General features: G+C 63.1%; 12 protein-coding genes and 1 pseudogene. 4 read left to right on the top strand and 9 right to left on the bottom strand.

The window, feature by feature from the left end; genetic code table 11:
- Positions 1–16: 16 nt before the first annotated feature.
- From AWB82_RS07840 to AWB82_RS07830, 3 genes are all read right to left on the bottom strand, one after another.
- Positions 17–778, bottom strand: coding sequence for an ABC transporter ATP-binding protein (locus AWB82_RS07840; protein ID WP_086966581.1), 762 nt, complete (start codon positions 776–778; stop codon positions 17–19).
- Positions 775–1,554: an ABC transporter ATP-binding protein gene (locus tag AWB82_RS07835; RefSeq protein ID WP_008352429.1), complete on the bottom strand. Its 780-nt coding sequence runs from the start codon at positions 1,552–1,554 to the stop codon at positions 775–777. The genes AWB82_RS07840 and AWB82_RS07835 overlap by 4 nt, the downstream gene beginning before the upstream one ends.
- 371 nt (positions 1,555–1,925) lie before the next feature.
- Positions 1,926–3,602: a GMC family oxidoreductase gene (locus AWB82_RS07830; RefSeq protein WP_086966580.1), complete on the bottom strand. Its 1,677-nt coding sequence runs from the start codon at positions 3,600–3,602 to the stop codon at positions 1,926–1,928.
- 158 nt (positions 3,603–3,760) lie between these two features.
- On the opposite strand from AWB82_RS07830, the gene AWB82_RS07825 reads away from it, so the two are divergent.
- Entirely contained in the window at positions 3,761–4,663 is a 903-nt protein-coding gene (locus AWB82_RS07825; protein ID WP_086966579.1) for a LysR family transcriptional regulator, read from the top strand.
- A 115-nt stretch (positions 4,664–4,778) separates the two neighbouring features.
- The gene (locus AWB82_RS07820) at positions 4,779–5,309 is read left to right on the top strand and encodes a class IV adenylate cyclase (RefSeq protein ID WP_086966578.1); all 531 of its coding nucleotides are present in this window, start codon (positions 4,779–4,781) and stop codon (positions 5,307–5,309) included.
- Here AWB82_RS07820 and AWB82_RS07815 read toward each other — a convergent pair.
- Positions 5,267–5,770, bottom strand: coding sequence for an Lrp/AsnC family transcriptional regulator (locus tag AWB82_RS07815; protein WP_086966577.1), 504 nt, complete (start codon positions 5,768–5,770; stop codon positions 5,267–5,269). The genes AWB82_RS07820 and AWB82_RS07815 overlap by 43 nt on opposite strands.
- Positions 5,771–6,019: 249 nt before the next feature.
- Positions 6,020–6,249: pseudogene (locus tag AWB82_RS07810) on the bottom strand (DUF3717 domain-containing protein).
- A 178-nt stretch (positions 6,250–6,427) separates the two neighbouring features.
- Here AWB82_RS07810 and AWB82_RS07805 point away from each other — a divergent pair.
- Together AWB82_RS07805 and AWB82_RS07800 are read left to right on the top strand one after the other, a co-directional pair.
- Complete coding sequence (locus tag AWB82_RS07805) at positions 6,428–7,114, top strand: response regulator transcription factor (protein WP_008352418.1); 687 nt, start codon at positions 6,428–6,430, stop codon at positions 7,112–7,114.
- A gap of 80 nt (positions 7,115–7,194) precedes the next feature.
- Complete coding sequence (locus tag AWB82_RS07800) at positions 7,195–8,649, top strand: sensor histidine kinase (RefSeq protein ID WP_086966647.1); 1,455 nt, start codon at positions 7,195–7,197, stop codon at positions 8,647–8,649.
- A 57-nt stretch (positions 8,650–8,706) separates the two neighbouring features.
- Here the strand turns inward: AWB82_RS07800 and AWB82_RS07795 are convergent, their stop codons facing one another.
- The 4 genes from AWB82_RS07795 to AWB82_RS07780 form a co-directional block, all read right to left on the bottom strand.
- A complete protein-coding gene (locus AWB82_RS07795) occupies positions 8,707–9,222 on the bottom strand; it encodes an SET domain-containing protein (protein WP_407642981.1) in 516 nt (171 codons plus the stop codon).
- Positions 9,223–9,350: 128 nt separating this feature from the next.
- A complete protein-coding gene (locus AWB82_RS07790) occupies positions 9,351–10,463 on the bottom strand; it encodes an NADH:flavin oxidoreductase/NADH oxidase (RefSeq protein WP_086966575.1) in 1,113 nt (370 codons plus the stop codon).
- A gap of 100 nt (positions 10,464–10,563) precedes the next feature.
- Complete coding sequence (locus tag AWB82_RS07785; protein ID WP_086966574.1) at positions 10,564–11,286, bottom strand: glutamine amidotransferase; 723 nt, start codon at positions 11,284–11,286, stop codon at positions 10,564–10,566.
- Positions 11,287–11,440: 154 nt separating this feature from the next.
- Positions 11,441–12,085 carry a MarR family winged helix-turn-helix transcriptional regulator gene (locus AWB82_RS07780; RefSeq protein WP_086966573.1) on the bottom strand — a complete coding sequence of 215 codons (645 nt, stop codon included), beginning with the start codon at positions 12,083–12,085 and terminating at the stop codon, positions 11,441–11,443.
- Between the last annotated feature and the right edge of the window lie 218 nt (positions 12,086–12,303).

Below are 12,303 nucleotides of genomic sequence, written 5' to 3'. Positions count from 1 at the left end.
CCCTGCCGGAGATCGATTACACCCCGAGCAATTCGTGCAGCACCGGCATCTTCGCTTCGAGTTCCCCCGCGCCGAAATGCTCGACGATATTCCCGTGCTCCATCACGTAAAAGCGGTCCGCGAGCGGCGCCGCGAAACGAAAATTCTGTTCGACCATGACGATCGTGTAGCCGCGCGACTTCAGCATGAGGATCATGCGCGCGAGTGTCTGCACGATGACCGGCGCGAGGCCTTCCGAGATTTCATCGAGCAGAAGCAGGTTCGCGCCCGTGCGCAAAATGCGCGCGACGGCCAGCATCTGCTGTTCGCCGCCCGAAAGACGCGTGCCCTGGCTGGCGCGGCGCTCCTTCAGATTCGGGAACATCGAGTAGATCTCGTCGAGCGACATCGCGTTCTTTGCCTGGCCGATCATCGGCGGCAAAAGCAGGTTCTCCTCGCACGACAAACTCGAAAAAATGCCGCGCTCCTCCGGACAATAGCCGACCCCGTAATGCGCGATCTTGTGTGTGGCGAGCCCGACGGTTTCGTGTCCCGCGACGCGAATCGAACCCGTTCTGCGGCCGGTCAAACCCATGATGGCGCGCAGCGTGGTCGTGCGGCCCGCGCCGTTGCGCCCGAGCAGCGTGACCACTTCGCCGCGATTCACCTTGAGGTCCACGCCGTGCAGAATGTGCGATTCCCCGTACCACGCCTGCAAGCCCGAGATTTCCAGCGCGGGCACATTCCCCGCCGCGCCGTTCGCCTCGCGCGAGCGGCGCTCCTCCACGATCGTACTCATGCATGCGCTCCGGTGAGCGCCGCATCGGCGCTGCCCATGTAGGCTTCCATCACGAGCGGATTCTTCGACACTTCCGCGTAGCTGCCTTCGGCCAGCACTTCGCCGCGCTGAAGCACGGTGATGGTGTCGGAGATGCCCGCGATCACGTTCATGTTGTGTTCGACCATCAGAATGGTGCGGCCCGCCGATACTTTCTTGATGAGCGCCGTCACGCGGTCAACATCCTCGTGGCCCATGCCTTGCGTCGGTTCGTCGAGGAGCATGAGTTCCGGCTCCATCGACAGCGTGGTCGCGATCTCCAGCGCGCGCTTGCGGCCATAGGAAAGCTCGACGGTTTTCGTATCGGCGAAATCGGTGAGGCCGACTTGCGTGAGCAGATCCATCGCGCGGTCGTTGAGCGCGTCGAGCGAGCGCTCGCTGCGCCAGAAATGAAACGACGTGCCCAATTGCCGCTGCAAACCGATGCGCACGTTTTGCAATACCGTCAAATGCGGAAATACGGCCGAAATCTGAAACGAGCGAATGATGCCGCGCCGCGCGATATGCGCCGGGCGCTCGCGCGTGATGTCCGTGCCGTTGAAGACGATCTGACCCGCGGTGGGTTCGAGAAACTTGGTGAGCAGGTTGAAGCAGGTGGTCTTGCCTGCGCCGTTCGGTCCGATCAGCGCATGGATCGAACCGCGGCGAACGCGCAGGTTCACGCCATTCACGGCCGTGAAGCCTTTGAATTCCTTCGTGAGTCCTCGCGTTTCAAGAATGGTGTCGCCGAGAATCATGTCCCCTTCCATGCGAAGTGAGACGCTGGGCAAACTCCGTTCGCCTGCGCCTTATTTTTTCTTTCCGCGCGCACCCGAACGTTGTCTCCATTCCGGTACTGCTTTGCTTCGCGCGCCGCTGTTGCGGCCGCACAAAGTGTGCACGTGGCATGCCGAGCATCACTAATTCCGGGGCCATTGTCGCGCCAATGATGCAGCGCAATCATTGGGATTTGCACTTACTAACGAATTACTTGCGGTCTGGGAACGTGCACGCAATGAGGGCATGCGGAATGCTTATTCACGCGGCGAATAAGCATCGATGTATTCGTGTCATGCGCGCGCCATGCACGTGTCATCTCAACATGTGAGGCGCGCGATTCATCGATCCGTCACGCGAGCGCTGTGGCGATCACTTCCTGCGCTTCGATGCCGCGACGGTCTTCGCGGATCATGTCGCTCGCGCGCTCGGCGATCATGAGCGTCGGCGAATTCGTGTTGCCCGATGTGATCGTCGGCATCACCGATGCATCGACCACACGCAGGCCGCGCACGCCGATCACGCGCAACCGGCTATCGACGACCGCGCCCGGGTCGTTGTCCGTTCCCATGCGGCACGTGCCGACCGGATGAAAGATCGTCGTGCCGACCTTGCCCGCGGCTTCGACGAGTCCTTCCTGCGTCTGAAACTGGATGCCCGGAAGAATCTCTTCGGGCGCATATTGCGCGAGCGCGGGCGCGCCGGCGATACGTCGCGTGAGGCGCAACGAATTCGCGGCGACTTCCCGGTCGCGATCCGTCGACAGATAATTCGGCGCGATCAACGGAGCCGCATGCGCATCCGGCGACTCGATATGCACGCTGCCGCGCGATGTCGGCCGCAGATTGCACACGGATGCGGTGAACGCATTGAACGCATGCAACGGCTCGCCGAAGCGTTCGAGCGACAGCGGCTGCACGTGATATTCGACATCGGCGCGCGTGATCGATGCATCGTCGGGATTGGACTTCGCGAACGCGCCGAGTTGCGACGGCGCCATCGACATCGGGCCGCTACGCAACAACGCGTATTGCATGCCGATGAAAAGCTTGCCCCACCAATGCGCGGACAAAGTATTGAGCGTGCGTACGCCGTTGACCTTGTAGGCCATGCGCAATTGCAAGTGGTCCTGCAGATTTTCGCCGACGCCGCGCAGACTCTTCACGACATCGATGCCGAGGCGCTGCAAACGCGCGCCATTGCCGATGCCCGAGAGTTCGAGAATCTGCGGCGAATTCACCGCGCCCGCGCTAAGAATCACTTCGCAACGTGCGCGCGCAACGTAATCGATGTCGCCGCCGCGATATTCCACGCCGACACAGCGCGCGCCCTCGAACACGAGACGTTGCGTGTGCGCGCCGGTGATCGTCGTGAGATTGGGACGCTTCATCGCTTCGCGCAGGAAGGCTTTCGCCGCGTTCCAGCGAATGCCTCCGCGCTGATTCACTTCGAAATAACCGACGCCGGTGTTGTCGCCGCGATTGAAGTCATCGGTAGCCGGAATGCCGCTTTGCTGCGCGGCCTGCGCGAAGGTTTCGAGAATCTTCCACTTCAGGCGTTGCTTCTCGACGCGCCATTCGCCGCCCGCGCCGTGCCATTGATCGCCGCCGCCGTGATGATCCTCGCTGCGCTTGAACACAGGCAGCACCGAATCCCACGACCAGTTCGGGTCTCCGCTGACATGCGCCCAGTCGTCATAGTCCTCGCGCTGGCCGCGCATGTAGATCATGCCGTTGATCGACGAGCATCCGCCGAGCACGCGACCGCGCGGATAAGAAAGCGCGCGCCCTTCGAGACCCGGCTCCGCCTGCGTTTTGTAGAGCCAGTCCGTGCGCGGATTGCCGATGCAATACAGATAGCCGACCGGAATGTGAATCCAGTGATAGTCGTCTTTGCCGCCCGCTTCGAGCAGCAACACGTTTACGTCCGGATCTTCGGTGAGGCGATTCGCGAGCACACAACCGGCCGTGCCCGCGCCGACGACGATGTAGTCGAATTCGCCTTCCAGCTTGCGCGCGTTTTGTTTCATCTCTTGTCTCCGATGTGCGCCGTCTTTCGCGGCGTCGCTGAGTGTTTTACTTCGCTACGGGCATCTCATTGCCGAATTACCCGAGCGTACTGCCGGATGCGCCGCCGAATCCAATGAGATATGTTCAATTGGGATATAAGAAGCTTTAATATCAGCCGATGGACTACACCCTCCTGCGCGCCTTCATCACCGTCGCACGCGAAGGCAACCTCACGCGCGCCGCGGCGAAACTGCATCTCACGCAACCCGCCGTCAGCCTGCAAATCAAGAACCTGCAGGGGATGCTGGGCGTCGTGTTGTTCTCGCGGACATCGCACGGTCTTTTGCTGACACGCGACGGCAAAGCGCTCCTGCCGCACGCCGAACGCGCGCTCGCCGCCGCCGCCGACGTGCAACGCGCCGCTGCCGCGCTGCGTCACGAAGTCAGCGGCATGCTGCGCATCGGCACGATTCTCGATCCTGAATTTCTGCGGCTCGGCGGCTTTTTGCGGCAACTGGTGGAGACGCATCCGCGCATCGAGACGTCGTTGCGGCACGGCATGTCGGGCTGGGTGCTGGAGCGCGTGAAGGCGCGCGAACTGGACGTCGGCTATTACATCGGCGATCCGGTCATCGACGGCACGCGCGACGGCGAGCGCTTTCATGTCGTCAGGCTCACGCCTTTTCTGTATCGCGTGCTGGCGCCGGCGGGCTGGCATCACCGCGTCAACAAGGGCAAGCGCAACTGGGCCGCGCTCGCCAAGCTGCCGTGGATCTGGACGCCGCCGGAGTCCGCGCACAACCGGCTTTTGTCGCGCATCTTCCGCGAGGCGGGCGCAATGCCGGTGATCGTCGCGGAAGTGGATCAGGAGCCGTCCATGCTCGATCTCGTCAAATCGGGCGTGGGTTTGTCGCTCGCACGCGATTCGATCGCGCTCGCGCAAGCGCATGCGCACGCGCTGACGATCGTCGAAGGCGTCACGGTGCCGACACAGTTGTCGTTCGTCGCGCTGGCGGAGCGGCGCGAGGAACCGGCCATCGCGGCGGCGCTGCGGCTTATCGACGCGCAATGGGCCGTTTGAAACGACATCTAAGTGGAAACCCCGAGCCGCGCGCAAGGCTATTCGAGCGAGCGTCACGGATTGTTTGCTAGGCTGATCCTTCGCTCATCCATCCAACCGTGTTCCAGGAGTCTTAATGGCACGTAACATCGAAATCAAGGCGCGCGCGCATCAATTCGAGGAACTGCGCGAACGCGCGGCCGCGCTCGCTCCCGACGCGCCGCTGGTTTTCCGCCAGCAAGACTTTTTCTACGACGTGCCCACGGGACGCCTCAAGCTGCGCCAGTTCGATGACGGCACGCCGTCCGAGCTGATCTTCTATCAGCGCGACGACCGCGGTGGGCCGAAAGTCTCGTATTACTCGCGCAGCCCGGTGACGAATCCCGAAGCGATGCACGCGCTGCTCGCGCAGGCGCTGACGACGCGCGGCATCGTCTCGAAGGAGCGGCATGTATTTCTTGTCGGGCGCACGCGCATTCATCTCGATCGCGTGGACGGCCTCGGCGATTTCATCGAGCTGGAAGTGGTGCTCGGCCAGGACGACGACGAAGCCGGCGGCGAAAAGGAAGCGCACGCGATGTTCGCGCGTCTGGGCGTCGCGCAGACCGATCTCGTGCCGCTCGCTTACGTCGATCTGCTCAGTCCCGAGGCGTCGTCGGCCAAGTGAGAAAGCGGCAGCGGGCCGTTGCGCTTGAACGTCGTCAGCACGATGTTCGAACGCACGCTGTCGACGCCCGGCACGCGCATCAGTTTTTTCATCACGAAGCCCGAGAGCGCGTTCAGATCCGGCGCGACGATGCGCAATAAATAATCGGCGTCGCCCACGGTCGCGTGGCATTCGAGCACTTCGGGCAGCGTTTCGATCTGCTGCTGGAACTGCTCGATGATCGAATCGCCGTGATGCTTAAGCTTCAGGCTCGTGAACGCCGTCACGCCCAGGCCGAGCTTCTCCGGCCGCAGCACCACCCGATATCCTTCGATCACACCCGTCGCTTCGAGCCGCTGCAAACGCCGCCCGATCTGCGACGGCGAGAGCGGCACCTGCTCGCCCAGTTGCTGATGCGTGGCGCGCCCGAAGCGTTGCAGCACGTCGAGCAGGGCGAGGTCGAAATGATCGAGTTCGAGCATGAGGCGGATATGCGCGTGAGCCGTGGTGAGTGCGACTTTATCGCATTGGCGTGGGTGCGCTCACAAACCCCTCGCACAAAGGGGCCGTTTCACGCGTGTTTGACGAATTGCTTTCAGCGACAAACAAAGTAACGTGCGTGTTACCAATCATGACATCGCGAAAGATGACATTTCGCTCGCAATGCCGGGAAATCGACATAAACGCAAGCATTCGAACAGCTAAAAGAAAGCTTCGCCGTCAGCAACCTTTCAGTCTCGACTACCATTCTTGAATCGACCGTAAGCTTCCTTCACGGCGCGCGCTGCGTTGTCCCGTCGCTCGGGCGGCTGGCCGGACTGACGCTGTACAATCAGCAGCGCATAGGGCCTGGACAACGCGCTCGCTTCTCTGCAAAGGCTGAGTTCGTCGCCATTAGTCGGGGAGCGGCCGCGCCGGTAGTTGAACGCGGCTTCGAGTCGTCGATCGAGATGACAGCCATGTCCGGGCAGAAATACATTCGGTGTACGGCCGCTCGCGGCGTCAGAAAACGGGCCGCGCACGCCGCATGAGATGTGAGTTTTCAACCGGCTCGAAGCCCGCGCCGCAAAGTCGCGCATGTGACCATGTCGCCGACCGCCCCGCCCGCTTGAGCTCAACCCATTGTACTGAGCGACTCCATGCGAATCCTTCTGATCGAAGACGACCGCCCCATCGCGCGCGGCATTCAAAGCAGCCTCGAACAATCCGGCTTCACGGTCGACATGGTGCACGACGGCATCTTCGCCGAACAGGCGCTCGCGCAGAACCGCCACGAACTCGTCATTCTCGATCTCGGCTTGCCGGGCATCGACGGCATGACGCTGCTCTCGCGTTTCCGCCAGGGCAATCGCCACACGCCGGTGATTATCCTCACCGCGCGCGACGAACTGCATGACCGCGTGCAAGGCCTGAACAGCGGCGCCGACGACTACATGCTGAAGCCCTTCGAACCGCAAGAGCTCGAAGCGCGCATCCGCGCCGTGATGCGCCGCAGCGGTCCGCACGGCGACGTGCCGCGCCCCGAAGTCTCGCTGGGCGGCTTGCGACTGTCGGGCGTCGATCGCCGCATCTTCAACGACGAACGTCCGCTCGAACTCTCGCCGCGCGAATTCGCAGTGCTCGAAATGCTGCTGCTGCGTCACGGCCGCGTCGTGAGCAAGGCGCAGTTGCAGGATCATCTGACGCACTTCGGCGGCGATCTCGGCGATACGGCCATCGAAGTGTATGTGCATCGCGTGCGCAAGAAACTCGAAAACACGCGCGTGGAAATCGTGACGGTTCGCGGCTTCGGCTATCTGCTTCAGGAGATCCGGCAAGCGGCGTAATGCTCCTGCCGTAAAACGCCTTGCGATTTCCCACTCGCCGCGCGGGCGATCAGCGTTTCGCCCGCGAAGACTGGCTCGATCTGGCGCGATCGAAAGCCGCCGAGACGCCGGTGCCCCCGAGTCTGCGGCGCACGCTGCTGCGCCGCCTCGCCGCGCCGCTGTCCCTGCTCGCGCTGATGTCCGGCCTCATGGCGTACTGGCTCGCGTGGCAATACACACAACATGTGGTCGACCGCTCGCTCGCGGATCTCGCCACGGCCATCTCCAAGCAAATCCAGCTCGCGGGCGTCGACGCGCCCGTCACCGTGCCGCCGCTCGCTCAGGCGATGTTCTCCGATCCCGTCGAGCAGCTCATCTACCGCATCAGCACCGGCGACGAGGAAATCGCCGGGGAACCCGATCTGCCGCTCACCGGCAGCAACGTGCGGCGCATTCACTACGCCTACGTCTTCGAGACGCACTTTCAGGGCGTCTCCGTGCGCGCGGCGCAAGTGCGCGTGCCGCAGCCGAAGGGCAATCCGATCGTCGTGGAAGTGGCGCAGCGCGTCGGTTCGCGATACCGGATCGCGGTGGAATTTCTCATCGCGATCATGATGCCGCTCGCGCTGCTGCTGCTCGCCGGATGGGTCATCGTGTGGCGCGTCGTGAATCAGCAACTGAACCCGCTCACCGATCTCGCGGACGCGCTCAACCAGCAGACGCACATCTCGCTCGAACCCGTCGACGAGACTTACGTGCCTCGCGAAATCCGCCCGCTCACGAGCGCGATGAACGCCCTGCTCGTGCGCCTGCAAAGCGCGCTCGATGCGCAACGCAAGTTCATCGCCGACGCCGCTCATCAACTGCGCACGCCGCTGACGGCGGTCAAGCTGCACGCCGAACAAGCGCTCAACTCGCGCGATCCCGCGAAGGCCATCGAAGCGGTGAAGGAATTGCGCGCATCGGCGGATCGTGCGGTGCGGCTGTCGAACCAATTGCTCTCGCTCGCGCGCGCCGAGCCGGGCGAGCAGGCGGCGCGTTTCACCGATTTCGATCTCGCCGCGCTCGCGTTCGAAACCGGCGCGGAATGGGTGCCGCGCGCACTCGCCGCGACCGTCGATCTCGGCTTCCAGCGCCTCGACGATCCCGAGAACGAGCATCCGCTGATCGTGCGCGGCAATCTCGTGCTCACGCGCGAAGTGCTCGGGAATCTGATCGACAACGCGCTCAAGTACATTCCGCCATTCCGCGTCGAAGGCGCGCGCATCACGCTGTCGGTCACGCAATTGATCGACGCGAACGGCCGCCGCTTCGGCGAAGTCGTCGTGGAGGACAACGGCCCGGGCGTGCCGCCGGATCAGCAGCCGGATCTCTTCAAGCGCTTCTTCCGCGGCGACGGACAAAGCGTGGAAGGCGGCGCCGGTCTCGGACTCGCGATCGTTCACGACATCATGGTGCTGCATGGCGGCACCGTGCACTACGAAGATGCGCCCGAAGGCGGCGCGCGCTTCATCGTGCGCATGCCGCTGAAGGAAGAAAAGCCGGCGGCGCAATGACAAAGAGCCACGTTCGCCTGGCTTCGATCGTGGCTCTTTCAGATTGTCATACGCGGCTTACTTCTTCTTTTTTTCCTTCTTCAGCGCGAGCATCGTGCCGCGGCATTTCTTCGCGCCGCATCGGCATTCGTATTCTTTCTTGAGCTTCTTCGTGATGCGGCCGTCGATGACGAGCCCGTAATCGTAGTTCAGCTCTTCGTCCGCCTCGATGTCGCGCAGCGCGTGGATGAACACGCGCCCTTCGACTTCCTCGGCCTCGCAGTTCGGCGCGCACGAATGGTTGATGTACTTCGCACTGTTGCCGTCGATCTTGCCGTCGATCACGTGGCCGTCGTCGAGTGCGAAGTAGAACGTGTGATTCGGCTCGTCGGGATTATGCGGATGACGGCGCAGCGCTTCCTTCCACGAAATGCGCTCGCCCTTGTACTCCATCACCTTCTCGCCCGCGGCGATCGGCTTCACGGCAAACACGCCTTTACCGTGCACGCCGGAGCGGCGAACGGTGACCCTGCGTGAACTCATCGAACGAATCCTTAAATAACGCTTCGCTCCCGCGCGATCGGGGATGAACATCGGGACAAAAAAAACGCGGTGGCTTCGATGCCGCCGCGTTCGCTCCGTTGAACGCTCGCGTTCAACACACCGGTATCCTACACTCCCGGCGCGCGAATGCTCAACCGTCCGGGAGATGCGTACAACGTTCAGCGTTGACCGATCGTGATCTCGCCAAAGAGGTTCTTCTGGTCGCGCGGTTGCGAGCGCCAGTACTGCGGCGGCGCCGTGACCGTCGCGCCCAGCTCCGCGGCCGCGTGCCACGGCCAGCGCGGATCGTAGAGCATCGCGCGCGCCATCGCTACATAATCCGCCTTGCCGCTCGCGACGATTTCCTCCGCTTCCTTCGCCTCCGTGATCAGCCCGACTGCGACTGTGTTCACGCCCGTCGCCTCCTTCACGGCCTGCGCGAACGGCACCTGATAGCCCGACGACAACGGAATCTTCTGCAAGTACGAGACGCCGCCCGACGATACATCGACCCAGTCGACGCCGCGCTTCTTCAACTCCGATGCGAACGCGATCGTATCTTCGATGCCCCATCCGCCTTCGACCCAGTCGGTCGCGGAGACGCGCACGCCGACGGGTTTGTCGGCCGGGAACGCGGCGCGCACGGCGTCGAAGATTTCGAGCGGATAACGCATGCGGTTTTCGCGCGAGCCGCCGTATTCGTCGGTGCGTTGATTGGCGATCGGCGACAGAAACTGATGCAGCAGATAACCATGCGCGCAATGCACCTCGATGCCGTCGATGCCGAGCCGCGCGGCCCGCTTCGCCGACGCGACGAACGCTTCCTTCACGCGGATGAGGCCGGCGGCGTCGAGCGCGAGCGGCGGCGTTTCTTCCGGCTTATGCGCGATGGCGGAGGGCGCGTAGGTCATCCAGCCGCCATCGGCCACGGGGATCAGCGCTCCGCCTTCCCACGGCTTGTGGCTCGATGCCTTGCGGCCCGCGTGCGACAACTGCATCGTCACGGCGATCTTCGAATACTGGCGGATCGCCGCGAGCACGGGACGCAGCGCGGCCTCGGTGACATCGTCCCAAAGACCGAGATCGCCGGGCGTGATGCGTCCGTCCGGCTCGACAGCGGTCGCCTCGATAAACAGCATGCCCGCGCCCGACAACGCGAGCTGGCCCAGATGGATCATGTGCCATGCCGTGGCCTCGCCGCGCTCGGCGGAGTACTGGCACATCGGCGATACGAAAATGCGGTTCGGGAGTTCGAGATTGCGTAAGGTCGTGGGAGTGAACAACGCGCTCATGGCGGTGACTCGTCGCTGGAAAAGGAGCGATCGAGAATAGCACCGCGAGCCGTTACGCGCAGAAACACCGGCCGCGCGAATGGTTCATACCATCACACCTTCAGCGTGCGTTCACGGCGAACCGGTCGAGCCACTCGCCGAACATCGCGCGGGCGGCGCGTTCGAGGTTCGCGCCGTGCAGCGCGGTTTCCTCGCGCAGCGCGGCGACCGTCGTGCCGCTTTTCGCGATATCGCCCGGATACGTGACGAGCCAGCTTTCGAAGCGTTCCACGAGCACTTCCGGGTGGCACTGTAGCGCGAGCACGTGCTCGCCCCAGGTGAATGCCTGATGCGCGCACAGGTCCGTGGAGGCGAGCAGCGTCGCGTTTTCGGGGAGATCGAAGGTATCGCCGTGCCAATGGAAGACGGGCACGGGCGCGCCGTCGGCTTCGAGATGCCGCAGCGCGGAAGCACGTCCCGCGTCGGTGAGCGTGAGTGGCGACCAGCCGAGTTCCAGCTTGCCCGACGGATACACCCGCGCGCCGAGCGCCCGCGCGATCAGTTGTGAACCGAGACAGATGCCAATAGTCGGCAAACCTGCCGCGATGCGCTTTTCGAGCATCGAAAGCAGCGGCGCGAGATGCGGATAATCCGCGTCCTCGTAAGCCCCGATCGGGCCGCCGAGGACGACGAGCAAGGAAGGATCGAGCGGATTGGGCGCATCGATACGGCCGCGCCCGACGTCGAGATACCGCACAAAATGGCCGCGATCGCCGAGCACGTGTTCGAGGCTGCCCAGATCTTCGAAATAGACGTGGCGAATCGCCAGGACTTCATGTTTCATCGGCGGCTTTCCGTAGGTCGACTGCGCTTGGCTCGGAACGAAGTTGTGACGAGCCGCGCCTCGCGGCGAGGCGCGACGGGCACAGTCTAACCCGACTCGTCGCGACCCCACAGCGCCGGATGACGCCAAACGGCTTTTACGCCGTCCGCCCCGATCAGGCGACCTGGGCGAAGATTTTCCAGCTCTTCTTTTGCGTCGCGACGTCGGCTTCTTCGTATACCGAACAGTCGAGACGCAGATCCGTGTCCGCCATGTCGATCTGCAAAAGCGCGCAGTGATGCGGCGCTTTCTTAGGATTCTTGCTCGCTTCGAAATGCGAGCAGGACAGACACATGCGGTGCGCTGGAATCTGCTGCTGCGATTCGAGCTGACGGATCGTCTTCAGCAGCGTGCGATAGAACGCCACCTGCTCGTCCGCGCGCAGCGTGCCGACCGCCTTCGCGAGGAAGTCCGGCCATTGCAGCGCCTTTTTCGCGGCCGTGCGGCCACGCGCGGTCAGACGAACCGCGAGCGCGCGGCCGTCGTCGAGCGCGCGACGCTTCTCGACGAGACCCTTGCCTTCGAGCGTGCTCACCGCATCGCTCGTCGTGGCGGCGGTCAACGCCGTTTCACGCGCGATCTCGCCGAGGCGCATCGCCCCCTTGCGCTGCATCAGCAGCACGAGAATTTCACCCTGGGTCGGCGTGAGCCCCGCGCCCTCCGCCCATTCCCATGCCTGGCTACGCATCGCGGTGCTTAGCCTCAGCAGGCCGTGGGTCACCCGCCCCGTCGCCTGCTCTCCGTAAACGCCTTCACTCATAGTCTTTCGCTTGTTGTTCCGCTTATGTGTTTTGACGGCACGTTCGCGCAAACCGCCGCGAACACCTAGTCCGAAACCCCGCTCGCAGAAAAGTACACCTAATCCCTTGCGAACTGCACTTCGTTCTCGGTCCCCGCCGTCTCAAAATTCAGGCGTGCCAAGCCATTTAGCGGTGCCTGAATGGGGACATTGCAACCCTCTACGTTTTGCGCCTTCTT

The organism is Caballeronia glebae (assembly GCF_001545035.1).
Classification (GTDB): domain Bacteria; phylum Pseudomonadota; class Gammaproteobacteria; order Burkholderiales; family Burkholderiaceae; genus Caballeronia; species Caballeronia glebae.
Note: the sequence above shows the minus strand (reverse complement) of the source record. Positions and strands in the feature narration are given on the sequence as shown.

Bases quoted from the DNA above. Each gene is read 5' to 3' on its own strand.
- AWB82_RS07840 (WP_086966581.1), bottom strand. From the start codon at position 778: ATGAGTACGATCGTGGAGGAGCGCCGCTCGCGCGAGGCGAACGGCGCG.
- AWB82_RS07835 (WP_008352429.1), bottom strand. From the start codon at position 1,554: ATGATTCTCGGCGACACCATTCTTGAAACGCGAGGACTCACGAAGGAA.
- AWB82_RS07830 (WP_086966580.1), bottom strand. From the start codon at position 3,602: ATGAAACAAAACGCGCGCAAGCTGGAAGGCGAATTCGACTACATCGTC.
- AWB82_RS07825 (WP_086966579.1), top strand. From the start codon at position 3,761: ATGGACTACACCCTCCTGCGCGCCTTCATCACCGTCGCACGCGAAGGC.
- AWB82_RS07820 (WP_086966578.1), top strand. From the start codon at position 4,779: ATGGCACGTAACATCGAAATCAAGGCGCGCGCGCATCAATTCGAGGAA.
- AWB82_RS07815 (WP_086966577.1), bottom strand. From the start codon at position 5,770: ATGCTCGAACTCGATCATTTCGACCTCGCCCTGCTCGACGTGCTGCAA.
- AWB82_RS07805 (WP_008352418.1), top strand. From the start codon at position 6,428: ATGCGAATCCTTCTGATCGAAGACGACCGCCCCATCGCGCGCGGCATT.
- AWB82_RS07795 (WP_407642981.1), bottom strand. From the start codon at position 9,222: ATGTTCATCCCCGATCGCGCGGGAGCGAAGCGTTATTTAAGGATTCGT.
- AWB82_RS07790 (WP_086966575.1), bottom strand. From the start codon at position 10,463: ATGAGCGCGTTGTTCACTCCCACGACCTTACGCAATCTCGAACTCCCG.
- AWB82_RS07785 (WP_086966574.1), bottom strand. From the start codon at position 11,286: ATGAAACATGAAGTCCTGGCGATTCGCCACGTCTATTTCGAAGATCTG.
- AWB82_RS07780 (WP_086966573.1), bottom strand. From the start codon at position 12,085: ATGAGTGAAGGCGTTTACGGAGAGCAGGCGACGGGGCGGGTGACCCAC.